The sequence below is a fragment of the Sorangium sp. So ce448 genome, from assembly GCF_051520915.1.
Classification (GTDB): domain Bacteria; phylum Myxococcota_A; class Polyangia; order Polyangiales; family Polyangiaceae; genus Sorangium; species Sorangium cellulosum_B.
Window position 1 is genome coordinate 772516 of sequence record NZ_CP150343.1, and the last position, 25826, is coordinate 798341.

The window sequence follows — 25826 nt, forward strand, 5'->3', positions numbered from 1 at the left end:
GCGTGGATCGCGCGTCCGGCCGCGGCCCTGCCGGCTGCGCCTAGGAGCCAGTTGCTCCGTCAGGCACCTCGGCGCTGACCGGGATCTCACGTGCTTCGAGCCCCTCGAGCGGCGCCTTGCCCGAGAGCGCGTCGAGGTCGCCGCGCCCGTCCCGGAGGTAACCATTGAAGAACGCGGCGAGGTAGCCCATCGCGATCGCCTGCTGCTCGCGCCGCGAGAGCCCTGCGTGGCCGTCGAGCGGCTCGACGAGGCCGAGCGACGTCGTGTAGCCGAAGTGGTTCGCGCCGGGCAGGGTCACGAGGTGCTTCGGAGCGCGCGCGCGGTCGTAGAGCGCCGCCGGGACCGCGGCGGCGATGGGATCCGCGGTGCCGCGGACGACCAGCACCGGCCGAGGCGCGAGCGCGTCGATGGACAGCGCGCGCTCTGGGGCGCCCGCCGGCGCGAGGAGCGCGAGGGCGCAGACATCGAACGGGCAAGCGGCGTCGAGCGCGAGCGCGAGCGCCGCCTGCGCGCCGAGCCCGTGGCCGAGCAGGCCCACCCGAGCGAAGTCGGCAAGGACGGGGCCCCGTGAGCCGGCCCGGAGGTACGTGAGCGCGTCCCGGAGCACCGCGGCGCGGCGCAGCGGCGCGTCGTCGGGCGTGAGCCACGAGAGATCGGGCGCGACGACGACGAAGCCCCAGCGTGCGAGGTGCGCCATCACGCCGGCGAGCTGGCGGTAGTCCTGGGCAAGACCCGCGGGTGATCCGGCGGTCGCCACGCTCGTGGCGAGGCGCCGCTCGTGGGCGATCGCGATGACCGGGAACGGGCCTCCCGGCGAGAGCGGTGCCTCCTCGCCGTCCGCGGACGCGGGGTAGTAGAGCAGCGCGGCGCTCCGCGCGGGGCATCGGTAAATCGCGCCCTGGAACGGCCACGTGTCGGGGTAGCAGGCGTCCGCCGACAGCGAGAGCGCGCCGATGCGCCGGAACCCCGCCCGGTGCGGCCCGGCGCGCAGCCGCGGCGAAGCACCGGTGGGGAGCGGCGCAGGCGGAGGCGAGCTCGTGGAGGGGGGCGGGCGAGAGGGCGTCACTGCAGGCGGGCGATTCGTCGTGGCGGCGGGTGGGCGAGAGGTCGTCGCTGCAGGCGGGCGGTTCGTCGTGGCGGCGGGTGGGCGAGAGGGCGTCGCTGCAGGCGGGCGATTCGTCGTGGTGGCAGGCGGGGGGAGCGTCGCCGGAGAGGGCACGTCCGCCGGGGAAGGGGACGCGTTGCCGACGATCGCCCGCTGTGACCAGACCGCGCCGTCGCGCGCCGCGTGGACGATCCGCCCTTCGGCGCGCACGGCGAGCTCGATTCGCCCGAGCGGCCAGCTCTCGATCACCGATACCGCGTCGCACCGGCCCAGATCGGTGGCGAACACCGTCGGACCGCGGAAGCGCGCCCCGCGGGCGCCGTCGTCACGGCACCACCGCGCGAGCCCCACGCGCGCGAGCGGCGAGAACAGCTCGAGCGTCCCAGGTCCGCCGATCGTGCTCCGGACGAGCGCCGGTGCCCCGCGGACCCCGGAGACCACCTCCTCCGGGCCGTGCCACGCGGCCCCGGACCCGGGAGAGCGCCAGAACATCACCAGGCGATCGCCGACGCGCGCGACGACCTCGAGGTCGCCGGGCGCGTGGGGTCCGTGCGGCGCGCGCGGCTCGTCCACCACGCGCTGGATCATCGCGACCGCCTCGAATCGACCGAGCCCCTCGCCGAAGATCACCGGGCCGCGCCAGCCGAGCTCCGCGGTGTCGTTGTCGCGGTGGTAGTGCGCGATCCCGCCGCGCGCGTGGGGCACCACGAGCTCGAAGTTGCCTTTGCCCCCGAAGCCGCCCTGGATCAGGGCGGGGTCGCCGGCCGCGCCCTCCGCGAAGAAGCGCGGCTCGCTCCACGACGGCTCGCTCGAGGGCGCGCACCAGAACGCGGCCAGCCGATCCCCGATGCGCGCCACCGCCTCGAGGTGGCCTGGATCGCCGAAGTTGCTCTGGATGAGCGACACCGCGTCGACCGGGCCGAGGCCGCTGGCGAACGTCGCCACGTGACGCCACGGCCCGGAGGCCTCCTCGCGGCGGTGGTGCTCGACGCCGAACGGCGTGTCGGCGGCGGGCAAGACGAGCTCGAGCGTGCCGCGGGAGGCGCATTGCAGGAAGAAGCCGCTGGTCGTGGTGGGCATGGCGCTGACGGCACCCAATTTAGCGGCGAGGCGCCGCCGCGCCTACCGCAGCATCTCGGCGAGCCGCTCGCCGGTCGCCGCCGCGAGCCCCCGGGCGAGCGCCCGCGGGTTCAGCTCGACCGCGACGGCCACCGCGTCCGGCGCGTGGGTGGCGAGCGGCGGCTCGACCGGCGCGTCCAGCCCGAGCAGGTGGCCGAACGAGCCGCCCGCCAGCTCGTTCCAGGCCGCGAGCAGCTCCTCCGAGGCGGCCTCCCCGCTCGTCGAGAAGTCGCCCGCCACCGCGATCGCGAGCGCGATCCCCTCGCGGGCGCTCGGCCTCGCGGCCGCGCCCACGGCGGTCGCCGCCGCGAGCAGCCCCCGCGCGCCGCGGGCGAGCTCCCCGTCGAACGGCCCCGGCGCGAACGCGCGCACGGGCGCGGGGCCGAGGCGGGCCTCGAGCGCGCGCAGCGGGCCGCCCGAGAGCGCCGCGGGCGAGCGCTTGAGGCGCCCGAGCGCGTACAGCGACGCGACGCGCGCCGGCCCGCGCAGCGGGCTGCCGCCGTCCTGCACGCAGGCCACGTCCTCGCCGAGCAGCACCAGCGCATGCGGCTTCGTGCCGATGTCGCCCGTCACGCGCACGACGTCCGGGCGATCGAGCGCGCGCCGCTCCTTGCCCGTGAGCCGCCGCCGGAAGAGGCGCTCGATGGCGCGCGGATCGCCGCTGTGGCGCGCCACGTAGAGCGTGGCGCCGCCCGCCTGCCCCGCGCCTGCGTACGACGCGATCGCGGCCTCGCGCACCTGCCGCAGATCGACGCCGGTCGCGCGGGCGTGCCGGGCCAGGTTCTCCTCGGGCGCCACGAGCGCGATCGACGGGATGAGCCACGGCACCGCCGCGACCTCGCGGGGCCGGACGAGGAGCAGCCACCTGAGCCCCGCCTGCGGCAGCAGGCGCGTCAGCTCCGCCGTGGCGAGCGGCGGCAGCGGCGGGCTCGGCCGGGCGGGCGGCCGCGGCGCGCCGCCGCACGAGGGCAGCGCGAGGCCGAGGGCGCAGCCCAGGACACCGCCGAGCACGGCGCGCCGGCGAGGCGCTCGCCCGGGCGCGTCAGCCAACGACGAGGTAGGCGAAGCGGCGGTTCTTCGAGCCGACGCGGACCAGGTAGCGCTTCCCACGCTCGAGCTTGAGCTGCTCGTCCTTGACCACCTCGCCCTCGAGGTGCACCGCGCCGCCCTTCACGAGGCGCCGCGCCGCGGAGGTCGACTCGGCGAGCCCCGCGAGCGCCAGCGCGTTGCCGATCGGGATCGTGTCGCGGTCGCTCGCCACCTGGAGCTCCTCGATGTTCTCCGGCAGGCCGCCGGCCGCGACGCTGCGGCGCCGCTCGAGGGCCGCGCTCGCGTCCTCCGCCGAGTGGAAGCGGGTGACGATCTCCTGCGCGAAGAGCTCCTTCACCGCGATGACGCCCTGCTCGCCGCGGAGGACCGACCCCCGCAGGGCGGCGATGTCCTCGGGCGGCCGCGACGAAAGGAGCTCCATGTACCGCCAGATCACGCCGTCATCGACGAGCATCAGCTTCTGCAGCATGTCGAACGGCGGCTCGGTGATGCCCACGTAGTTGTCCGCGCTCTTCGACATCTTGGCGCCGACGACCTTCCCGTCCTCGACGCGCGCGTTCGTGCCCTCGAGGAGCGGCATCGTCATCACCATCTGGGCGCGCTTGCCGTAGCGGGGCATCAGGTCGCGCGCCACGAGCAGGTTGAAGAGCTGATCGGTGCCGCCGAGCTCGATGTCGGCCTCGAGCTCGACCGAGTCGTAGGCCTGGAGGAGCGGGTACATGAACTCGTGCACGTAGATGGGCCGCGCCTCCTCGTAGCGCTTCTTGAAATCGTCGCGCTCCAGCATGCGGGCGACCGTGTACTTCGCGCAGAGCTCGATCATCTGCGTCGGATCGAGCTTGTTCAGCCACTCGGAGTTGTAGCGGACCTCGGTCCTGTTCCTGTCGAGGACCTTGAAGGCCTGCGCCTGGTAGGTCTCCGCCGCGGCGACGACCTCCTCGCGCGAGAGCCGCGGGCGCAGCTCGTTCTTGCCGGTCGGATCGCCGACCATCGCCGTGAAGTCGCCGACCACGAAGACCACGTGGTGCCCGAGCTCCTGGAACTCCCGCATCTTCTGCATCACCACCGTGTGGCCGAGGTGGAGATCGGGCCGGGTCGGGTCGAAGCCGGCCTTCACGCGCAGCGGCTTGCCCTCGCGGATCCGCTCCTCGAGCTCGGCTCGGACGTGGAGGTCGACGACACCCTTGCAGAGGATCTGGAGCTGACGTTCGGCGGGGACCATGGGGGCCCGCTTCTACCGCGCAGCGGAACCGCCCGCCAGGGGGCGACGCGCCTCGGCGCGCGCGGAGAGGGCGCAGGGAGCGACCAGGGCGCCGAGAGCGACGTCGTCACGCCGACGCCGTGGGGCGCTTCACGTCACGGACGCGCCGCGCGCCGCCTCATTCGTCGTCGGTCTCCTCGTCGTCCTCGTCCTCGTCGTCGTCGTCACCCGAGATCGCGTACGCGCGGCTCGCGTTGACGAGCTCCTTGAGCTCCTTGCCGACCTTGAAGAACGGAAGGCGCTTGGCGGGCACGGGCACCGGCTGGCCCGTGCGCGGGTTCCTGCCGCTGTAGGGCTTGTACGGCCTGACCGTGAAGCTGCCGAAACCGCGGATCTCGATGCCTTCGTTGCGCTGGAGCGCCTGCGTCATGGCGTCGAAGACGCAGTTCACCACGAGCTCCGCTCGAGCCTTGGTGAGCTCCCCCCGTCCCGCGATCGCGTCGATGAGCTCGCTTTTCGTCATGGTCGACCTCCCCCACCCGAGCGGACCGCCGCCGGCGCTCGACGTGCCGCTTTCCACCGCAGAGCTCCAGGGGATGCGCCGCTCCAGGAGCCGCACGACAACAGAATCCTATGAAAAGCTCGCATGTTACGGGACTAGCGGTCAACCGAATTCCCGCCCACAACGGAGAGCGCATCGAGCGCGAAGAGGGCTCCGGTTTCTCCCTGCCCTGTCTCCCCGGACGCCGCCGCGCCCTCGCGGGCGAGGGAGAGCTCGATTCCGACGGCACCCTCGGGGATCGGATACGGCGGGAGCTCGGCGCAGGCGAGCGGCGCGCCCGGGGGGCTCGGTGCGGCGGGCTCGACCCGCCAGACGTGGAGCAGGGCGCCGTCGACGACGAGGCGCACCTCGCCGGCGCCGTCGCCGGAGAGCGCCACGCGCGGGCTGATCCGGGCGCCGCGGAGCCAGGGGGCGGGCAGGCCGACCCGGACGACGGCCTCGCCGCGCCCCGCCGCGTGCACCGCGAGCAGGCGCCCGGCTGACGCGCACGTGCCGCCGGCGTGCTCGGGCAGCGCGAAGGCGCCGCGCTGCTCGCGGGGCGGCCACAGCGACTCGCCCTCGATGCGGGCCTCGCCGGGCGGCTCGGCGTCGAAGACGAGCGGCGTGATCGAGACCGAGGCGAGGCCGCCTCCGTCCGGGATCGCGAAGCGGTAGCGGTACGCGGGGGGTCGACCGCGGGCCTCCCACGCCATGCGGTCGATCGCGTCGCCCCGGTAGCGCAGCACCGCGACGTCCTCCGGGGCGGGATCGAAGCCGAGGTTGAAGCCGTGATCGGTGTCGACGAACACGAGGCCGCGCGAGACGCCCGCGCGTGCGACGGCGGCGGGGTCGAACATCGGCAGGCCGCCCTCGCGATCGCGGAGCGCGGCGTGGTCGAAGCCCGCGCGGAAGGCGAAGCCGGCGAGCGGGAGCGCCGCCGCGAGGAGCGCCGCCGCGAGGGGCGCGCCACGCCGGCGCGCGGGGCCGCGCTCCGCGTGCGCCGCCGTCGCAGCGCGCTCGGCGAGCGCGAGGGCGGCCATCGCCGCGAGGACGTGCTCCACCGGCAGCACGTCGGCGAAGAAGCGCGCGCCGCCTCCCGGGTAGTTGCCGTCGAAATAGAAGGGGGCATAAGCGGCGATCTGGAGGAGCGGGGCGATCGCGAGGGCGCGCGAGCGCGGCCGCCGCCAGGCGATCACGGCGCCGGCGAGCACGAGCAGCGCGAGCGGCTCGGCGTTGAGCGCGTCGACGAGGTGGAGCTTCAGGCGGCGCAGCGTCGTGCCGGCAGCAGCCAGAAAGCCGTATCCTTCCGAGAGGTTGTGACGGACGAAGTCGCCGTGCTCGCCGAGGCAGCCGACGCCGGCGCCGAAGCCGTAGCGGAAGCAGCCGGGCGGGCCGTCCGAGACCGCGTAGTACGCGGCCTGCGACGAGGCGAAGGCGCCCGTCGCGGCGCGCTGGTGGGCCGCGAGCAGCGCGAGGCCGGGGAGGGCGCCGAGCGCCATCGCCGCGGCGAGCCGCGCGAGCCGCAGCGAGGGGCGCGGCGGCGGATCGCCCTCGCCTGGACCGGCCGCCGGGCATCCCGTCGCGATCGCCGGCAGGATCACGAAGGGCAGCGTCGCGGCGAGGGCGAGCGCGCTCGGCGGGCGCGTCGCCGCGAGCCAGCCGGCGGCGAGCCCGGCGAGCGCGGCGGCGCGGACCGCCGGACCGAGGGGCTCCGTCGCGGCGCCCGCCGATGCGGCGGCGCGGGCCTCGTCGAGCGCGCGCCGCGCCGACGCGAGCGCGACCGTGAAGCAGAGGGCCGCGAGCCCGTGCGACATCGTGTCGGCCGTGTGGTAGCGGAGCGCGGCGCAGAGCGCCGAGAAGAGGGCGGCGACGAGCGGGACGAAGCGGATCGGCGCGGCGCTCCCGGCCGGGCCCTCCGGCGCGAACCGCGCGGCCAGGTCGTAGGTGGCGATCGCGAGCGCCGCGGCGAGCGCCGGGCCGACCGCGAGCGGCGCGCCCGCGAGGAAGCCCAGCGCGAGCAGGGCGGGGTAGCCCGGGGGGAAGAGGACCGCGACCTCGGCCGCGCCGCGCCCGGCCATCGTGTCGCCCATCGCGTCGCTGCGGACGAGGAAGCGACCGAGCACGGAGGCCGCGGGCTCATCGACATCGAGCGGCCACGCGAGGTAGCCGGCCGCCATCGCGCGCGCCTCGAGCCAGTAGCTGGTCGCGTCGATGATGCGGGGGCCGCCCCGCAGGTAGACCGCGACGTACGCGGCCGAGAGCAGCGCCGCGACGACCGAGAGGGCCGCGGCGATCGCGGCGCCCAGGGCCGCGCCGGAGCGGGGCGCGGGGTCGCGGCCCGAGCGCGCGGGGCCGGGGCCTGGAGGCGCGGGGCCGGCCCGCGCGGTGGCGGGCGAGCGGCGGAGGAGCCAGGCGCCGGCGAGCAGCGCGGCGAGGGCGAGCGCGAGCGCGATCCATTGCGCGGGGTCGCGGGGCAGGCCGGCGCGCACGTCACTGTCCGGCGAGCGGGCGCGCGAAGGCGCCGCGCGCGGGGCGATCGAGGATCCAGACGTGGTGATCGACCCACTCCCCGTCGACCGGCGTGAGCGTGAGCGTGAACGTCTCGGGCAAGCCCTCGGGGAGGTCGAGCGAGGCCTCGGTCCAGCCGTCGCGCCTCTTGAGCGCGAGGTGGCCGATCTCCCGGCCGTCCGCCGTCGCGCGGATCGTGGCGGCGCGGGGCGCGGCGGTGCGGACCACGAGCCTGCCCTGGCCCTCGCGGGGGGCGTGAAGGCGGGCCGCCTCGCTCCTGCCGCCCGGGATGACGCGCCCCGCGTCGAAGCGATCGTGCCCTGATCCGCGCGGATCCGGGAGGACGCTGAAGCCGACGAAGCCGGCCTGAGGCCGCGGGAAGGCGTAGCCGTGCTCCCGCTCGCTCACGAGATCGGCGACGTCGAGCTCGTCGACGATCCGCTCGTCCTCGCGCATCGACGCGGGCGCCTCGCCGAACGCGAGCGGGCTCCAGTCGGCCTGGTAGATGACCTTCTCCGCGCCGCCGCAGATCACGTTGCCGACGACGGGGATCGCGGCGATCCGCCTGCCGAAGATGGCCGGGAGGTCGCCCCACCAGCCCGGGTAGATGGCCAGCGTGTCGGGGCGGTCGCCTTCGGGGATGCGCTCGATGAGCTCCAGCGAGGCGCCCAGGCCGTGGACGCCCGCGCGCGCGAACGGGAGATCGTGGTAGCCGCCGAGCCCGATGATGTCGAGGCCGGGCCGGTCCGACGCGTAGAGGAGCGCGCCCGCGTCGCCGACGAGGACGCGGCGCACGTCGAGCTGGGCGAGGAGCTTGCCGGCGACGAGGTGCTGATCGCGGATGTTGCGGCTGGCGCGGCCGAAGAACCAGATCTGGTCGCGCATCCTGGGCAGCTGGTGCGCCCAGAAGAGCGCGGCCACGGCGAGTGCGAGCGCGACGCGCGCGCACCAGAGGCCGCGCATGAGGGCGCCGCCGCGGGCCGCGGCCGCGATGCCGCCGAGGGCCCCGAGCCGCGCTTTGAGCCCGGCCGGGGCGCTCTCTGGCCGCTCCAGGCGGCGCTCGTCGCCGCTGGCCCATGCGGCGCGCGCGACGAGCAGCGCGAGCCCCATCGCCGCGAGCACCAGCAGCCAGGCGACCGCGGGCATTGTGTAGCGCTCGTTCTGCCAGCGGACCTGACCGTTCAGGGACACGAGCGCGAGCCAGCCGACGACCTGGACCCAGAGCAGCGCCGCGGCCCCGCGGGTCCTGCGCGAGGCGAGGGGGATGAGCGCGAGGGCGGGCACGAGCCAGCCCCAGGGGAGGGCGTCCGAGAAGTGGTGGTTGGTGTTGCGGGCGACGACGTACGTCGCGAGGAACTCGTACGTGTCCCACTTCTCGGAGGACGTCATGTACGGGTTGTTCAGCGCCAGCTTGGCGATGGCGCCGCTCGCCGCCCATTCGCCGGTGAACACGCGGTTCGCGACCGCCTGGGCGAGGCACGCGAGCGCGCCGGGCACCGACGTCCGGAGCAGGGTCGCGATCGCCGCGCGCGCGCCGTGGGCCCGCTTCACAGCAATGGCCGCGTACACGCTGAGCGCCGCCACGCAGACGACCGACTCCGGCCGGGTGGCGTAAAGGAGCGCGCCGGCGAGGCCGGCGGCCCAGCCGAGGTGGGCGAGGCGCTTCGGCGGCGCCGCGGCGCGCGCGTCATCGGCTGTCCGCGTCGTCCGCGTCGCCGGCTCGCGCGGCGCGTCGGCCGCGCGGGCGACCGCGAGCGCGGCGAGGGTGGCGAGCGCCCAGACGCCGAGGTGGAAGGCGTTCTCCATCCCGCTGAACAGCGACCAGTCGAGCGCGCCGATGGAGAGCGCCACGGGCGGCAGGAGGTACTTCGCCCAGCGCCCGACGGGCTCGAGGAGCCGCGCGCCGACGAGCAGGAAGCCGAGCGTCGAGGTGCACGCGACGATCGCCGCCCACTGCATCAGCAGGACGCCGCGGAACCCGACGAGATAGCCGAGCGCGAGGACGAACGGGTAGCTCAGGCTCGTGTTCCCGCTCGAGAAGCCGTTGCCCTCGGACCACTCGAACGGGTACCCGCGCGCTGTGGCGCGGGCGTAATCGAAGTGGATGAAGACGTCGTCGAGCGGCGCCGACCACATGCCGCCCGTCTGCTGGTGCATCGCGCTGTAGAACGCGACGGCGGCGTAGAGGACACATGCGCCGGCGTAGGCGGCGAACAGGACCGGATCGACGCGCGGCCAGGCCGCGACCAGGCGATCGAGCCAGCCGGGGCGCGCCGCCGGGCCGGCGCGCCGGGAGGCCGCGGTCTCGGTTCCGTCCATTCCGTCGGGGGAGGCGCTGCTCGGCCGGGGCGCCGCGCTTCCGGGCGGCGAGGAGGAACCAGGGTCGGCGCTGGACGGTGACACGCGGCTCTTTTACACGACTTTCACGCAGCCTGACCCGAGGAGCCCGCCCGCGAAGGCTGAGGCCGCCAGCTCTGCCCAGCACGTTTGCAAGCGGCGGCTTCAGGATTGAAATGGGAAAGGCATTTTACTATCGAAAGTCCCCGAAATCGTAAGGGAAGCTCCTGGCCTGCATCCTGCTCATTGAGTGGTTCAGAGCGCCCGTGACGGTCTCCCCCCCCCACCGTCGAGCGGGCGCTCTTTTTTTTCTCCGTTGCCTTGCTGCTCGGATGGCTGGCGGACGTACCTGCGGGTGTTCCTTGGCAGGTGCTCGCCGTCTGTGCTCGCCGGGGCTCCCGTTGTCCGCCTGTTTGCTGCGATGGCGCGCCGCGGCCCGGGCGACCTGAGCTGGGGCCGTCCGTGTAGGATCCCGTCCACGGACCGCGACACTCGAGGGGGCTCATGCCTGCGCTACCGCCGTTTTCCCGTCTGTTCTCGCTGCTGTTCCTCTGGAGCTTTCTCGCTGCCTGCGCCTCGGGCGCGGTGACCCCGTCTGCGGTCGAGCCGCCGAAGACGGTGGTCGTCCCGCCGATGGCCGTGCCGACCGCTGTCGTGGCGGCCGAGCCCGAGCCGGAGCCGGGCACCGCGGTACCCGTCACCCGCTCGGATCCGTGGTGGGGCGAGCCGCTCGCGCCGGTCACCCTCGTTGTGTGGGGCGACTACGAGTGCCCCTTCACCTCCAGGCACATGGCGACGCTGGAGCAGCTGAAGGAGGCTTATGGGCCCGATCGGCTGCGCATCGTCTGGAAGCACTTCCCGCTCGCATTCCACAAGAATGCGCGGCCGGCGCACCTGGCGGCCGAGACGGTGTTCCGGCTCGGCGGGGCCGAGGCGTTCTGGAGATTCCATCAGCTCGCCTTCGCCAACCAGCGCGCGCTCGCGCCGGAGTCGTTCGAGGCGTGGGCCGCCGAGGCGGGCGTCGATCAGGCGGCGTTCCGCGCGTCCTTCGAGGAGCAGCAGCACGCGCCGAAGATCGATCGGGACGTCGAGGCCGGCAAGGCCGCGGGCGTCGGGGGCACCCCGGCGACCTTCGTGAACGGGGTGTCCGTCAGCGGGGCGCGGCCCGTCGACGATTTCCGGCCCATCATCGACGAGCAGCTCCGGGCGGCCGAGGAGCTCCGGCGATCCGGCGTCCCGCAGGAGCGCGTCTACGCGGCCCTGTCCGAGAAGAACAAGGCGCGCGCTCCGGCCCCGAAGCCGCCCACGCCACCGGCCCCCGAGGACACGACCGTGTGGAAGGTGCCTGTCGACGGGTCGCCCATCCGGGGCAACCCGGGCGCTCCGGTCACGCTTGTCATGTTCTCCGACTTCGAGTGTCCGTTCTGTCGCAGGGTCGTCCCGACCGTCGACGGCCTCGAAAAGAAGTACGGCGCTCAGCTGCGCGTCGTCTTCAAGCACAACCCGCTCCCCTTCCACAAGCGGGCCGAGCCCGCCGCGGAGCTCGCGCTGGAGGCCAAGGCGCAGAAGGGCGACGCGGCGTTCTGGAAGGCGTACGAGCTCTTGAAGACCGGGGGCCTCGAGGACGCGGACCTCGCGGCGCACGCGAAGTCCCTGGGCCTCGACGTGGCCCGCGCGCAGAGGGCCATCGCCGCGCGGCGCCACGCGGCGCGCATCGAGCGCGATCAGCGCCTGGCCGACGACCTCCAGGCGAGGGGGACGCCCCATTTCTTCATCAACGGCAGGCGCCTCGCCGGCGCCCAGCCGGCGGAGAAGTTCGAGGCCCTCATCGATGAGCAGATCGCGCGCACAGCGAAGCTCGTGGCCGCGGGCACGCCGCCCGCGAAGGTCTACGACGCGCTTCAGAAGGAAGCGAGGGCCGGCAACGCGCCCGAGCGGATCCTCGCCCCGGCGCCGACCAAGGACAACCCCGGCAAGGGAGCGAAGCCCGGCGCGAGGGTGACGATCCAGATGTTCGCCGACTTCCAGTGCCCGTTCTGCAAGCGCGTCCAGCCCACGATCGACGAGGTCATCGCCGCCTACCCGGGCAAGGTCCGCGTCGTCTTCAGGCACCTGCCGCTCCCCTTTCACACGCGGGCGCCCCTCGCCGCCGAGGCGTCGATCGAGGCGTTCCGGCAGAAGGGCGAGGCCGGCTTCTGGGCGATGGCGCAGCGCCTGTGGGAGGACCAGTCCGAGAGCGGGCTCGGCCGGGAGGCGCTCGAGAACCACGCGGCCGCGATCGGCCTCGACGTGGCGAAGTTCCGCGCCGCGCTCGACTCGGGAGCGCACCGCGCCGCGGTCGAGGCGGACCTGAAGCTCGCCGAGCGCCTGCACATCACCGGCACGCCGTCCTTCGCCATCAACGACTACTTTCTCGCCGGGGCGCAGCCGACCACACACTTCAAGCGGCTCGTCGACAGGGCGCTCGGCCCGCACGATCCCCCCACGAAGGAGTCGCTTCACGGCGCGGGCAAGCCCGCGGCCCAGCCGGGAGCAGCGCAACCGGCGCCGGCCCAGCCGGGGGCAGCGCAACCGGCGCCGACCCAGCCCCCTGCGACGGTCGGCCAGATGGGGGCGAAGCACCTCCTCATCATGTATGCCGGGTCACAGCGGGCCCCGGTGCGCGTCGTTCGCACGCGGGACGAGGCGCGCGCGCTCGCCGAGCAGGTGCTCAAGAGAGCGCAGCAGGGGGCGAGGTTCGAGGACCTCGCGGCCCAGTACAGCGACGAGCCGGGGGCCGCAGCGCGCGGCGGCGATCTCGGCACCTTCTCGAAGGGAATGATGGTGCCCGAGTTCGAGCAGGCGGTGGAGAAGGTCGCTGTCGGCGCGCTGAGCGGGGTCGTGGAGACGCCGTTCGGCTTCCACATCATCCTGCGGACGCGATAGCGAGCGTGCGGGACCCCTCGCAGGGGTCGAGCTGCGCACGAAGCGAACTGCAGAGTTGAGCATCATGGATCGTCGCCCGGGCTGGATGTACGCCGGGTATCCCGCTTGTGCGCAGGACGGCGGATCGCCTGGAGACGAGCGGCGCGGGGTGGCGCCATTCACCGCGCGCTCCATGGCGCGCGCGGCTCGACATCGGGGGACCTCCTGCCACGGGGGACACCCCGCGGCCGTTCAGTGGACGAACGGGTTCGTCCGCGGCGCCCCGCCTCGCCGTGCGGGCGGCGTGATTTCAGGACAGGCCCGATTCTTCTTGCCGGTCCCGGTCGAGAAGATTTCGCGCCATCCTCCAAAGGCGTCCGCGCGCTCTCTGCGCGGTCCCGTGCGGCCTGCGCGTTGACCCCTCTCGCGCGCGTCGAGTAGAACGATCTTCGCGCCCGAGCGCGCCACCCAGTCAGCGCCAGCGCGGATTGGAACCGCAAACGATGCGTTGGTTCGTCGAGATCTCGTCGTTAGGCCAGAACGCTCCGCCGAGCAGGAAGGTGTGCGTCGAGGCCCCGCAGTGGCAGCCCGCTCTGCAGAAGGCCCGGGCGCTCCGCGGCGATGGGGGCCCGCTCAACAATTTCTCGGTGGATCTGCTGGAGAGCGGCTACCGAGCGATCGATCCGGCGACGCGCGTGCGGTACGTCGTGCAGCGCGCCCCGGACGACGCGGCGCTGACGGACGGGACCGACACGCCGGCGGGCGCCTCCCCGGCCGGGGCGGCTTCTCCAAAGCCGGCCGAGCCAGCGGGGCATGGCGCACGGAAGCGCCCGATCGCGCCCACGGTCCCGTTCATCTCGATGGGGACCGCGCTCCTCGTCTCGGAGCCAGCGGGCGCCCAGGCGCAACCGGCGAAAGGCGGGCAGGCCGCGCCCGGGCGGGATGCGCCGCCGGAGCGAGGCGCCGAGCCGGAGCGAGCGCCCGCGGAGCTGCCGCCGTATCAGCTCATCTCGCAGCGCGAGGAGAACCCGTCCGAGCGCTCGCCGCTCACGTACCGAGAGCTCGTCTATGCGGTCGCCACCGGCACCCCGCGCGATCTCGTCAGCGCGCTGCTGGTCGATCGGCTCGAGCGCGCACGGCAGCGCATCGACGACGCGCGACCGGGGAAGTTCATCCATATCGCCGTGTTCGATCACGTCTTCGACGGCCGGCCTCAGCGCAGCCCGCTCGCGACCCTCGCCTGGAAAGACTGGCGCTCGGCCGAACCCGAGATCCAGTTCCGCCCGCGCACCGGCGGCACCGCACCGCCGCCGGCCATGCCGCCCGCGGACGTGGCGCCGCCGGTTGCCGTGCCGCCGGCCGTTGCGCCGCCTGCGGACGTAGCGCCGCCGGTTGCCACGCCGCTGGCAGACGCTGCCGCGTCGCCTGTGGACGTGGCGCCGCCGGCAGGCGCCGCGCCGCCTGTGGACGTGGCGCCGCCGGTTGCCGCGCCGCCGGCCGACGTGGCGCCGCCTGTGGATGTGGCGCCGCCGGTTGCCGCGCCGCCGGCCGACGTGGCGCCGCCTGTGGATGTGGCGCCGCCGGTTGCCGCGCCGCTGGCAGACGCCGCGCCGCCGGCCGCCGCGCTGCCCGCGGACGTGGCGCCGCCAGCAGACCCCGCGCCGCCTGCGGACGCGGCGCCGCCGGCAGACGCCGCGCCGCCTGCGGACGGGCCACCGCCGGCCGCCGCCTATTCTGCGAACCTGCCGCGGCCAGCCCTCACGCCGCCGGCCGACGTGGTGCTGCTCGCCGTGCCGGCCGACCAGCAGGGGGCGCCGCCACGTCTCCAGATCGTCCCGGAGCCGCCCGATGTCGCTACCCCCACGCCGGCTCCCCCGCGGCGGCGCTCCTCCTTCCCTCCGAAGAACGGGCGCCTCTCCGGCGACGACCTCATCGCCGAGCTGTTCGAGGCGTGCAGCGACCTGCACTTCCTCCAGGACACCCTCGCGGGCGCCGACTTCATCCTCGCGCTCACGCTCGACAAGATCCCGTGCGCCCTCGGCCTCGTGTCGCTGTTCGACATCAACCGGCGCGAGTTCGTGGTCGTCCGGCAGTACGGCGGCAAGAGCGCGCTCCTCGCCAGGCTGTCCGAGCGGGCGCCGCTCCCGCTGGCCGCGATGCGGTCGAGGCGCGCCGTCGTGGTGCCCGACGCGGCCAGGGACGAGCGCGTCATGGACGAGCGGTGGAAGGCGATCGGCGTCGAGCTCCGGAGCGTGATCTGCGCGCCCGTCGAGCTCGCGGGCCGCTACCTCGGCCTCCTCGAGATCGGAAACCCGCTCGACGGCAAGCCGTTCTCCGAGAGCGACGGCAACGCGCTCACCTACATCGGCCAGCAGTTCGCCGAGTTCGTCGGCGCGCGCGGCGTGGTCCTCGATCCCGGCCTCGTGACCGCGGGGGCGAAGAAGGCCGCCCGCTAGCGGAGCCGAGCGATGGACCTCCTCCCCTCCGCTGGGAAGCGCCATCGCGTCCCGTACTTCGCCCTCGTCCCCGCGATCGTCGTCGCCGTGCTCGTGCTCGGCGGGATCGCCCTGCGCACGACGCTGCAGATCGAGAAGGCGCGGCAGCAGACCGTCTTCGACGCGACGCTCACCCTCGCCGACGAGCGCGTCGACCGGCTCGACAAGCTGATCATCGCCCAGGACAACGTCGTCGCCGCGCACGTCGACGTGGCGAACCTCTCGGTCATCGCGCGGCGGTGGCTCCCCACGGCGGCCCGCGAGACGCCGACGGTGCGCGCCATCCTGGTCCTCGACATGGACAACGAGGCGCACGACGTGCTCGCGTTCGCCTCGCGCGGCGCGTCCGGGCGGGAGGACGACGCCTTCCGCAAGCTCCTGCTCGCCCGCCTCCTGCCGCAGATGAACTTCACCGGCGACACGACCGAGCTGCGCCACCTCCACCACGTCATCGATCAGCAGAGCCTGCTCGTGAGCTACTGGCAGCGCGAGCACGCGGGGCGCAAGTGCCTCATCGTCGCCTGGCACGAGGTGCCGCGCCTGGTCCACGAGGTGATGCCCCGGCTCTTCCGCGATCTCGATCGCGAGAAGAGCCGGATGAACGTCATCGACGAGGAGGGCCGCATCGTGTTCGGCCCGCCCATCATCGGCGGCGAGTTCACCGTCGGGCGCCCCTTCCCGACCACGCTCTACAACTGGCGCCTCCAGATGGCGCTCACCACGGCCGAGGAGCTCGGCGAGAAGGTCGAGCGGCAGCGCCTGATCGAGATCCTGATGGTCGGCTTCTCGGCCCTGGTCGCGCTGGCCGGGCTCGCGATCGTCGTGCTCGCCTCCGTGAACGAGCGGCGGCTCGCGGCGCTGAAGAGCGACTTCGTCGCGAACGTGTCCCACGAGCTCAAGACGCCGCTCTCGCTCGTCCGCATGTTCGGCGAGCTCCTCCTCGGCGGCCGCGTCCCCAACGACGAGAAGCGCCGCCAGTACCTGCAGATCATCGTGAGCGAGAGCGAGCGGCTCACCGCGCTCATCGAGAACGTCCTCGATTTCGCCCGCGTCGAGCGGGGCAAGGCCGCCTACGAGTTCGCGCGCGGCAGCGTCGCCGAGGTGGCGACGCGCGCCGTCGACATGTACCGCTACCGCGCCGAGCGCGAGGAGATGACCGTCGAGCTCACGATCGCCGAGGGGCTGCCCGAGGCGCTCATCGACGCGCGCGCGCTCGAGCTCGCCCTCGTGAACCTGCTCGACAACGCGCTCAAGTACGCGAAGGACGGCGGCCGCGTCGCCGTCGCGGTGGAGGCCGAGGGCGGGGGCGGCGGGCGCCTCGCCGCGCTGACGCGCCAGGCGAGGCAGGTCACCATCCGGGTGAGCGACCGCGGGCCGGGCATCGATCCCGACGAGCAGAAGCACATCTTCGAGCGCTTCGCGCGCGGGCGGCGGGCGAGCGAGCGGCAGGTGCGCGGCAGCGGGATCGGGCTCGCGCTCGTGAAGCACATCGCCGAGAGCCATGGCGGCGCCGTGCGGGTCGAGAGCCCGCTCACCGACGACGGACGCGGCAGCGCGTTCGTCGTGTCGCTCCCCGCGCTGGAGCACGACCGGGAGGCGCAAGAGGGCGCCGCGAACGCCGAGCCGGTCACGGCCGATCCGGCGCCGGACGCGGGGTCGCCGTGAGGGCGCGCGGGAGCGGCGAGGCGGCGCCCCGGCGGAGGGACACCGCGGTCAAGGCGGCGCCTCAGCAGCGGAAGGACGCCACGGTCAAGGCGGCGCCCCGGCCGGGCGACGCCGCGCGGAGCGCCACGGTCAAGGCGGCGCTCGACGGGGTGCGCGCGCGGTGCGCCGTCGAGGAGCGCCGCGCGCGAGACCCGGTCTCCTTCGTCCATCGCTACACGGACCCGGCCGATCAGGAGCTCGTGGCGCTCATCGCCGCGTCGCTCGCCTTCGGCAACGTGAAGGCGCTGCACGCCAAGATCGGCGAGGCGCTCGATCGCCTCGGGCCGGAGATCGCCCTCACCGCCGACGACGCCAGGGCCGTCTCGGCGCGGCTGCGCGGCTTCCGGCACCGGATCTACCGCGATCGCGATCTCGTCGGGCTGATCGTCGGCGCGCGGCGGGTGCAGCGGGCCTCGGGCTCGCTCGGCGCCGCCTTTGCGGCCGAGCTCTCGCGCACCGGCGATCTGCGCCAGGCCCTCGGGGCCTGGGTGCGGGCGATCCGACGCGCCGGCGGCCTCGACCGGCGTCCGGACGACCGCGGAGCCGCGCACATCCTCCCCGATCCCGAGAAGGGCAGCGCCGCCAAGCGGCTCATGCTCCTGCTGCGGTGGATGATCCGCCCTGCGGACGGCGTGGACCTCGGCCTGTGGCCCGTGCCCCCGTCGGCCCTCCTCATCCCGGTCGACACGCACATCGAGAAGCTCGGCTACAACATCGGGCTCACCGATCGCAGGGGCGCCACCTGGAAGACGGCAGAGGAGATCACCGCGACCCTCCGCGGCTTCGATCCAGCCGACCCGGTCAAGTACGACTTCGCCCTCTGCCACCTCGGCATGCTCCAGCAATGCCCGTCGCGGCGCGATCCGGTTCGCTGCCAAGGGTGCGGCGTGAAGCCGGTTTGCCGCCACTGGGACGAGTGAGCACGCCCCGCTCGGCAGATTTCCGTCCGGAACAGCTACAACCCCGATCCGATCGAGAACGCGAAGGCCTTCGAATTTGAATCGGATTGCAATTTTGATTTGCAATCATGCAATGGTGGCTGGTCGCGTTTGGTGTAAGTATTTGAAATTCTATCCTGCGTGGGGCGGCACGGAGCCTGCAAAATGACATGCGAGCGCCGTCGCGGAGACCTTCCCCCCCCAGGTCCGCGAGGCGCTTTTTTCATTTTGTCTCCGGCAAGCGCATGAGCGCGGCCGTCCGGCAGACGGCACGGCAAGAAGAGCGCCGCAACCGAGCCCCCCCGAGCTCTGCTGCGGCGTTCTTCTTGCCGTGCCCCCTTCCCGGGTGCTTACGGGACCCTTGCCAGCTCTCTCCTCGCCCTGGTGTGTTGCGATCCGCATGCCACGTTCCGGGTTGGTAGATCTGGAACCTTTGTGCACGCCTGTGCTGGAGCTCTCGATCTCGCGCCGCGGTAGGCCTGGGCACATGGTCATGTCCCAGCGAGACGCGAATCCCAGGGAAAACGCGCCGTTGCCAACGTGCGTTTCCACCACGGGCAGTCGCCGCACGCGCTGTCCGGCGCGATGGGGTGGAGTGGCTTGCGGAACGCTGTGTGACTTTTTCACGCGCTGCAGGGGATGATCGCGAAACGTGCTGTTCCCATGGATTCATGATCATCCAGACGAGCGAACTGGGTTGCGGCCTCGAGGAGCGACGGGCCTCTGTTCCGTCCATCCTGGTGAAAAGAATGTCGAGGTTGCCTGCATGCGGAAACAGCGCCAGCAGGTAGATTGACCGTATGGTCTGGACATTCGGGGCAACCCTCCTGGTGGCGCTGGCGCTCGCGGTGCTGGCGGCGATCGGGCTGTGGGCGCACCTCCTTTACTGGGTCAAGCGGCTGACGCTGCCGCTCGAGTACAGCGTGGAAGAGGTCCTGCGGACCGCGGATGGCGCGCCGATCGAGATCCGCCGCGTCCCGCGCCCGGACGGCGCGGAGGCGCAGCCGGACCTGCCGCCGATCCTGCTGGTCCACGGGATCGCCGCGAACCACAGGAACCAGGACATCCACCCCGATTACTCGCTCGCTCGCCACCTCGCCACGCTCGGACGCGACGTGTGGTTGCTGACGTTGCGCAGCGGCCGCCTGCTCACCCGCGCCGAGCGCCGCAGCGTCCGGTTCTCCGCCATGGTCCGGTACGATCTTCCCTGCGCCATCGAGGCGATCCTGGAGCGCACCGGCGCCCGTTCGCTGGATTATGTCGGCTTCTCCATGGGGGGCATGCTCCTCTATGCGGCGCTCGGCCGGAGCGTCGCCGGCGATCGGGTCCGCCGCGTCGTCATCGTCGGCTCGCCTGGCCGGCTCACCACGCCGGTGCGCCTCATGCGCTTCCTGTCAGGCCGGCTGCTGCCGGGCGTCCCGCTCCGCCTCATGGCACGCAGCGTCGCGTTCGCGTCGGAGTGGCTTCCGACGCCGATCCATCACGCCGTGGCCAACCCGCGCAACGTGCCTCCCGGCGTCACGCGGCTCGCGCTCGTCAACTGCATCGAAGACATCCCTGCAGCGCTGAACGCCGACTTCGCCGCGTGGATGGCGAGCGACGGGGAGATCCGCGTGGACGGCGAGAGGGTCCTGGACGGCCTCGCCTCGGTCGCGGCGCCGGCCCTGTTCATCGCGGGCAGCGCCGACAGGATAGCCCCCGCCCCGGCGGTGCGCGCGGCGTTCGACGCATGGGGGCGCGATCGCCCGGAGACGCCGAAGCGCTTTCTCGTGCTCGGACGCGACTTCGGAGCGCGGGAAGATTACGGCCACGGCGATCTGGCCGTCGGCGCCTATACCGGCGTCGAGCTCTTCGAGCCGATCGCTCGTTTCCTCGGCCCCGATCTGCAGGCCGAAGAGGCGCCGGGGCCCGAGACGGGCGCTGTGGCCCTGGAGGCCATCCAGGCGCGTCAGCCGACATCCGACGAGGCCGCTCCGATGCCGGATCTCCCGGCCGCCTGACGCCCGCGGAGGTCGATCGCACGCGTGTGGAAGCGCGGTGATCGACGATTGCAGAGCGAAAGCGAAGAGGCGTATCCTCGGCGCCGGATCTCTCGGAGCCACGCGGTGGCCGGCCTGTCCGCCGAAGGATGTTCATGAGTCACCCCGGATCGCGCGCGAGGTTCGAGCCGTCGTGGATGGCGCTCTGGCTGGCGGTCGCGGCGCTTATCGCCCTTGCCGCGTCCTGCGCGGAGGACTCGGTCGCCCCACCGTGTGATGACGGCCTCACGCCGTGCGGGGGAGCGTGCTTCGACACGCAGGCCGATCCGGAGCACTGCGGCGGCTGCGAGGGCGTCTGCGCGAGCGGGACGCGGTGCGAGGCGGGCGTGTGCGTCGGCGGGGGCGGGGGCGGGGCGGGCGGCGAGCCGTGCGCCTCCGGCCTCGCGGCGTGCAGCGGCGGCTGCGTCGATCTCGCCACCGACGCCGCCCATTGCGGGCGCTGCGGCCAGGAATGCGCGGCCGAACAGCGGTGCGAGGGCGGCGCCTGCCGCTGCGCCTCCGGCCTGACCGAGTGCGGCGGCGGCTGCGTGGACGTGGAGAGCGATCCGCTGCATTGCGGGACCTGCGAGGCCCGCTGCCCCCTCCACGAGACGTGCGTGGAGGGGGCGTGCGTCTGCGACGAGGGCTTCGCGGTCTGCGGCGGCAGGTGCGTCGATCTGGCCGTCGATCCGGCGCATTGCGGCGCGTGCGGCGCGGCGTGCGCCCCGGGGCTGTTCTGCCGGGAGGGCGCGTGCGCCTGCGCCGCCGGCGACTACGAGGACATCGGCTCGACGGTCCCTCGGCGTCTGATGGGCACCACGGTGGGCGGGGAGACCTATTTCCCGCTCGCCTGCATGGGAGTCGGCTCGACCCAGTTCGTCTACAGGTTCACGGCGGAGGAGGCCGGCAGGTACAAGTTCGACACCGCCGGATCGAGCTACGACACCGCCATCGGCGTCCTGGACTTCGACGCCTGCGAGGAGCTCGCGTGCAACGACGATCGCGGGGGAGCCGTGACGGGCAGCACCTCGGCGGCCCTCGAGGAAGGACAGAGCGTCCTCCTCGTCGTCTCGGGCTACGACGGCGCGCAAGGTGACTTCGCCCTTCACCTCGACCGGATGGCGCCGCCGGCGTGCCCGCTCGACACCCTCGCGACGGCGCTCCCGCTGAGCATCACCGGGGACACCTGGGGGCTCGGCGACGCCGTCTCGACGGGCTGTGGCTCAATCGACACCTCCGACGCGAGCTATAGCTTCACCGCGCCGCGCGCTGGCAGGTACATCTTCGACACGTCCGGCTCCACGTTCGATACCGTCCTCGAGCTGCGCAAGGGGTCCTGCTCCGGGGCGGTGATCTCGTGCAACGACAACGAAAGCGCCATGGGAGCCAAGACGTCGCGCCTCGTCGCGAACCTCGCCGAGGGCCAGACGGTGGTCGCGGTCGTCGACGGCATCGACGGCGGATCCGGGCCATTCAGGCTCAACGTCTCCGAGTACGTGCCGCCTCCATGTCCGGAGTTCACGCTCGGCACCACGTTTCCGCAGAGGGTGACGGGCACCACGGCTATCCTGGATCGCGTGAGCGCGCTCCGGGCGCCCTGCACCAGCGACAGCGGCCCCGAGGCCACCTATGCCTTCACCGCGCCGGCGACCGCGCTCTACACCTTCGATACCTTCGGCTCCTCCTTCAACACGGTCCTGCACGTCCACAAGGGGACATGCAGCGGCGAGAGCGTCGCGTGCAACGACGACACCTCTGGCCGGCAATCGCAGGTGAAGGTGATGCTCCGCGAGGGAGAGACCGTCTCCGTCGTCGTGGACAGCTACGCAGCCGTCGCCTCCGGCCCCTTCACGCTCAACGTGAACCAGACCTTCGTCCTCCCGTGCCCGCTGCTCGAGCTCGGCTCGACGGCGCCTCAGACAGTGACGGGGACCACCGCGGATGCGGCCGACGTCCTGCGCCCGAGCTGCGGCAGCGGCGCCGGCGAGGTGACCTACCGCTTCACCGCGCCCGCGGCCGGCACCTACATCGTCGATACGCTCGGATCGAGCTTCGACACGGCGCTCTCCGTCCTCGACGGCAGCTGCTCCGGGGCCGAGCTCGCGTGCAACGACGACGCGCCGGGAAGCGAGCAGTCGCGGCTGACGCTGGAGCTCGCCGAGGGGCAAACGATCGTCCTCCTCGTGGACGGCAGCGCCGCGGGCGCGTCGGGCGATTTCACGCTCAACATCGCGCGGTTCTCCGGCGGCGGCACCTGCTCGACGGCGATCGATCTCGGCCCCGTCGTCCCGCAGCTCGTGACAGGGAGCACCGCGGAGCAGCCCGAGTCCTTTCGCCCGTCCTGCGGCTTCTCGTCGAATGCTCCAGACATGATCTACCGCTTCACCGCGCCGGAGGACGGGCTCTACATCTTCGATACGTTCGGATCGAGCTTCGACACGATACTCCAGGTCTTGAAGGAGAGCTGTACGGGGACGTCGCTCGGGTGCAACGACGACACGGACGGTCTGCAGTCGCGCGTCGCCCTCGGCCTGGACGCCGATCAAAGCGTCCTCGTCGTCGTCGACGGCCTCGGCTCGAGCTCCGGCGACTACGTGCTCCAGGTGGACCGGTTCACCGGCCCGGGGACCTGCGAGACGGCGATCCACCTCGGATCGCCGCTGTCGCTCACAAGGACCGGCACCACGCGCGGCCAGCCCGACGCTGTGAGGCCGAAATGCGTGTCCGCGGCGTCCGTGTCCTCTCCGGAGACGGTGTTCACCTACACCGCCCCGATCCGCGGCACCTATATCATCGATACGATCGGTTCGTCGTTCAACACCGTCCTTCACGTCCACACGGGGGGCTGCGGCGGCACCGAGAAACAATGCAACGACGATCTGACCAGCTCGCAAGCGTCGAAGGTGCAGATCGAGCTGCTCCCCAACCAGACCATCACCGTGGTCGTCGACGGGTATAATGGAGCGTCCGGCGACTTCACGCTGAAGATCACCAAGCTCTGAGTCCGCGCTGGATGTGCCCTGGCCGGCGCGACGACGCTGACGACGGTGTCTGTCGCGTCGAGCCCGCGAGGGCGCCTCTCCGCGGCGCGGCGAGCGCGGTCCGGGCCGCGGCTCGACCTGCGCGCCGCCAGCCGAGCACCCCCGCCGGTTGCGGATGCGCCGGCCGTAGGCGTATCCTGGCGCGCGCCTCGTTAGCCGCGCGCCTCGTTGTTCGCTCGCCTCGATCGGCCACGCACCCCCTCAAGGATGGCTATGAACAGATCCGGATTGCGCCCCAGGCCCGCCCTGTCGTCCGCCGCGCTGCTCCTGGCCGCGGGGGTCGTCCTCGCGGCGTCCTGCGCGGAGAGCCCCAGCGGGTCGAGCGAGTGCGCCGACGGGCTGTCGCGGTGCAATGCAGAGTGCGTCGAGCTCCAGGCGAACGCCGAGCACTGCGGCGCGTGCGGCGACGCCTGCGAAGCGGGGCAGCTCTGCGTGAAGGGCCGCTGCTCCGAGGGCGGCGGCGGCGAGGGCGGCGGCGGCGGTATAGGGACCGGCGTCGGGGGCGGGGAGGGGTGCAGAGAAGGCCAGACCGACTGCTCAGGCGAATGTGTGAACCTCGAGACCGACCTGCGGAACTGCGGCGATTGCGACGTCGCGTGCGGGGAGGGGCGCGTCTGCGCGGACGGCTCCTGCGCCTGCGCGGGCGACCTCACGGAGTGCGAGGGCGCCTGCGTGGATGTGCTGAGCGACAGGCGCAACTGCGGCGAGTGTGAGTCCAGCTGCGCGCCTGCCCAGCTGTGCGTCGACGGCGTCTGCACCTGCCCCGCCGGTCTCGCGGCGTGTGATGGCGCGTGCGCCGATCTGCAGACGAGCCAGCTCCACTGCGGCGCCTGCGGCGTCGCGTGCGAGCGAGGGGCGTTATGCCAGGCAGGCGCCTGCACCTGCGTCCTCGGGACGTATGACGAGCTCAGCAACACGTTCCCGCAGACGATCACGGGGACGACCATCAGCGGCGAGACGAACTACGATCTCGCGTGCGTGGCCGCCGGCTCGTCGGAGCGGGTCTATCGCTTCACGCCGTCCGTGGCGGGGACATACACGCTGGACACCGTCGGGTCCACCTTCGATACGGCCATCGGGGTGCTGGGAGTGACCACCTGCGCTCAGCTCGCCTGCAACGATGACATCGCCACCGGGGTCGCCCAATCGAGGGTCCGCGCGGTCCTCGAGGCGGGCCAGCAGGTCCTCATCGTCGTGACCGGCTTCGACGGAGAGGAAGGCGATTTCACGCTCAACATGACGAAGGCCGATCCGCCGAAGTGCCCTGAGGGGGCGATCGACGCCGCGCTCCCGGCGACCGTCACCGGCAACACCGAGCACTCCGGCGACGCGGTCAGGCCGACGTGCGGAGGTGCAGACAGCCCCGACGCGAGCTACATCTTCACGGCGCCGGCGGCCGGGAAGTATGTATTCGATACCTTCGGCTCCGGGTTCAATACGATCCTGGAGCTGCACGACGGCGCGTGTGATGGCGACGTGCTCGCCTGCTCCGACGACTCGGGAGAAGGGTCGCAGTCGCGCGCCACGGTGGAGCTCGACGCCGGCCAGAAGGTCGTGGCGGTCATCGACGGCTTCGAGGGCGCGCGTGGGCCCTACAAGCTGAACGTCCGCGCGTGGGCTCCGCCGAAGTGCGCCATGGTGGATCTCGGCTCCACCTACCCGCAGACGGTCACGGGCCACACGTCAGGCCTCGACGGCGTCCTCCAGCCCCCGCCGGACTGCGCCATGGGCGATTCCCCCGAGGTCAGCTACAGCTTCACGGCGCCCATCGCCGGCCGGTACACATTCGATACGATCGGCTCGACCTTCGACACGGCGCTCCACGTTCACGACGGCAGCTGCACGGGCGCCTTGCTGGGGTGCAGCGATGACGCGGAGGGCTTGTCGTCCCAATCGCGGGTGACCACGCCCCTCGCAGAGGGGCAGACGGCGTATGTGGTCGTGGACGGCGCGTCCGCGACGCACGGCGCGTACACGCTCAACGTGAGCGGCACCCGGGCGCCCCCGTGCCCGGAGAAGGCGCTGGAGTCGGTCGTCCCGCAGACCGTGCCGGGGACGACCGTCGGTGCCGGCGACTACGTGAGCGCGCCGTGTGGCATGCCCGGCGGCGAAGACAGGGCGTACAGCTTCACGGCGCCGGTCGACGGATTGTATGTCTTCGATACGTTCGGATCGAGCTTCGACACGGTCGTCCACGTGCACGCCGGCACGTGCGGCGGCGCGGTGCTCGGCTGCAACGACAACGCCACGGGCGTCCAGTCGCGGGTCGTCGTGCCCCTCGCCGCGGGGCAGGAGACCGTCGTCGTGGTCGATGGCGCCAGCGCCAAACCTCAGGCCGCGGGCCTGTTCGAGCTCAACATCAGCCTGTTCCAGGGGGACGGCATCTGCGGGAACCCCGTCGATCTCGGCTCGACCGTCCCGCAGACGACGACCGGCTCCACGCTGCACCAGCCGGACTCGGCCACACCGAGCTGCGTCCCGTCGAGCGGCAACGACAGGGTCTACCGCTTCACCGCGCCGGAGAACGGGACCTACGTCATCGACACGCTGTCGTCGAATTTCGACACCGTCCTTCACGTGCACGACGGCGACGGCTGCTCCGGCCCCGAGCTCGCGTGCAACGACAACACGGACAGGGTCAGCTCGCGCGTGACCGTGACCCTCACCGAAGGGCAGGTGATCACGATCATCGGCGACAGCCGGCGCTCCGCCTCCGGCAGCCTCACCCTCAACATCGCAAAGATCCCTTGAGCGGGGCGCGCCCGCTCGGCGACCCAGCGGGGAGCGGGCGCGGGGCGGTACGGCCGTCGGGCGGGCCCGGCCGGGGGCTCGGGGGCCTCGGGCCGGGGAGGGAGGCGCGGATCG

Annotated in this window: 13 protein-coding genes; 7 read left to right on the forward strand and 6 right to left on the reverse strand. The window is 72.9% G+C overall.

All coding sequences use genetic code 11. The annotated features are described in order from the left end of the window. Nucleotides 1-40: 40 nt before the first annotated feature. The 6 genes from WMF45_RS02900 to WMF45_RS02925 form a co-directional block, all read right to left on the reverse strand. Entirely contained in the window at nucleotides 41-2185 is a 2145-nt protein-coding gene (locus tag WMF45_RS02900; RefSeq protein ID WP_437715437.1) for an alpha/beta hydrolase, read from the reverse strand. 42 nt (nucleotides 2186-2227) lie between these two features. Beyond that, nucleotides 2228-3274 carry a hypothetical protein gene (locus WMF45_RS02905; RefSeq protein ID WP_437715438.1) on the reverse strand — a complete coding sequence of 349 codons (1047 nt, stop codon included), beginning with the start codon at nucleotides 3272-3274 and terminating at the stop codon, nucleotides 2228-2230. After that, on the reverse strand, nucleotides 3267-4496 hold the full coding sequence (tyrS, locus tag WMF45_RS02910) for a tyrosine--tRNA ligase (RefSeq protein ID WP_437715439.1): 1230 nt from the start codon (nucleotides 4494-4496) through the stop codon (nucleotides 3267-3269). Before tyrS ends, WMF45_RS02905 begins: the two co-directional genes overlap by 8 nt. 157 nt (nucleotides 4497-4653) lie before the next feature. Beyond that, entirely contained in the window at nucleotides 4654-4998 is a 345-nt protein-coding gene (locus WMF45_RS02915) for an HU family DNA-binding protein (protein WP_437297590.1), read from the reverse strand. Nucleotides 4999-5132: 134 nt separating this feature from the next. After that, nucleotides 5133-7505, reverse strand: coding sequence for a hypothetical protein (locus tag WMF45_RS02920; protein ID WP_437715440.1), 2373 nt, complete (start codon nucleotides 7503-7505; stop codon nucleotides 5133-5135). A 1-nt stretch (nucleotide 7506) separates the two neighbouring features. Further along, nucleotides 7507-9843: a hypothetical protein gene (locus tag WMF45_RS02925; protein ID WP_437715441.1), complete on the reverse strand. Its 2337-nt coding sequence runs from the start codon at nucleotides 9841-9843 to the stop codon at nucleotides 7507-7509. Nucleotides 9844-10365: 522 nt separating this feature from the next. On the opposite strand from WMF45_RS02925, the gene WMF45_RS02930 reads away from it, so the two are divergent. The 7 genes from WMF45_RS02930 to WMF45_RS02960 all read left to right on the forward strand — a co-directional run bounded on the left by WMF45_RS02930 (nucleotide 10366) and on the right by WMF45_RS02960 (nucleotide 25712). Further along, entirely contained in the window at nucleotides 10366-12786 is a 2421-nt protein-coding gene (locus WMF45_RS02930; protein ID WP_437715442.1) for a thioredoxin domain-containing protein, read from the forward strand. 482 nt (nucleotides 12787-13268) lie between these two features. Then, complete coding sequence (locus WMF45_RS02935) at nucleotides 13269-15221, forward strand: GAF domain-containing protein (protein ID WP_437715443.1); 1953 nt, start codon at nucleotides 13269-13271, stop codon at nucleotides 15219-15221. Between the two features lie 12 nt (nucleotides 15222-15233). Next, nucleotides 15234-16925 (forward strand): sensor histidine kinase, encoded by a 1692-nt coding sequence (locus tag WMF45_RS02940; protein ID WP_437715444.1) that lies wholly within the window; start codon nucleotides 15234-15236, stop codon nucleotides 16923-16925. Beyond that, on the forward strand, nucleotides 16922-17884 hold the full coding sequence (locus WMF45_RS02945) for a TIGR02757 family protein (RefSeq protein ID WP_437715445.1): 963 nt from the start codon (nucleotides 16922-16924) through the stop codon (nucleotides 17882-17884). Before WMF45_RS02940 ends, WMF45_RS02945 begins: the two co-directional genes overlap by 4 nt. A gap of 818 nt (nucleotides 17885-18702) precedes the next feature. Further along, nucleotides 18703-19902, forward strand: coding sequence for an alpha/beta fold hydrolase (locus WMF45_RS02950; protein ID WP_437715446.1), 1200 nt, complete (start codon nucleotides 18703-18705; stop codon nucleotides 19900-19902). A gap of 134 nt (nucleotides 19903-20036) precedes the next feature. Further along, entirely contained in the window at nucleotides 20037-22922 is a 2886-nt protein-coding gene (locus WMF45_RS02955; protein ID WP_437715447.1) for an MXAN_6577-like cysteine-rich protein, read from the forward strand. 252 nt (nucleotides 22923-23174) lie between these two features. Beyond that, the gene (locus tag WMF45_RS02960; RefSeq protein ID WP_437715448.1) at nucleotides 23175-25712 is read left to right on the forward strand and encodes an MXAN_6577-like cysteine-rich protein; all 2538 of its coding nucleotides are present in this window, start codon (nucleotides 23175-23177) and stop codon (nucleotides 25710-25712) included. Nucleotides 25713-25826: the final 114 nt, after the last annotated feature.

What these genes read in the sequence shown, in the direction of transcription:
- WMF45_RS02925 (WP_437715441.1), bottom strand. Translation starts at nt 9,843, where the DNA reads ATGGACGGAACCGAGACCGCGGCCTCCCGGCGCGCCGGCCCGGCGGCG.
- WMF45_RS02940 (WP_437715444.1), top strand. Translation starts at nt 15,234, where the DNA reads ATGGACCTCCTCCCCTCCGCTGGGAAGCGCCATCGCGTCCCGTACTTC.
- WMF45_RS02900 (WP_437715437.1), bottom strand. Translation starts at nt 2,185, where the DNA reads ATGCCCACCACGACCAGCGGCTTCTTCCTGCAATGCGCCTCCCGCGGC.
- WMF45_RS02955 (WP_437715447.1), top strand. Translation starts at nt 20,037, where the DNA reads ATGAGTCACCCCGGATCGCGCGCGAGGTTCGAGCCGTCGTGGATGGCG.
- WMF45_RS02915 (WP_437297590.1), bottom strand. Translation starts at nt 4,998, where the DNA reads ATGACGAAAAGCGAGCTCATCGACGCGATCGCGGGACGGGGGGAGCTC.
- WMF45_RS02960 (WP_437715448.1), top strand. Translation starts at nt 23,175, where the DNA reads ATGAACAGATCCGGATTGCGCCCCAGGCCCGCCCTGTCGTCCGCCGCG.
- tyrS (WP_437715439.1), bottom strand. Translation starts at nt 4,496, where the DNA reads ATGGTCCCCGCCGAACGTCAGCTCCAGATCCTCTGCAAGGGTGTCGTC.
- WMF45_RS02930 (WP_437715442.1), top strand. Translation starts at nt 10,366, where the DNA reads ATGCCTGCGCTACCGCCGTTTTCCCGTCTGTTCTCGCTGCTGTTCCTC.
- WMF45_RS02950 (WP_437715446.1), top strand. Translation starts at nt 18,703, where the DNA reads ATGGTCTGGACATTCGGGGCAACCCTCCTGGTGGCGCTGGCGCTCGCG.
- WMF45_RS02935 (WP_437715443.1), top strand. Translation starts at nt 13,269, where the DNA reads ATGCGTTGGTTCGTCGAGATCTCGTCGTTAGGCCAGAACGCTCCGCCG.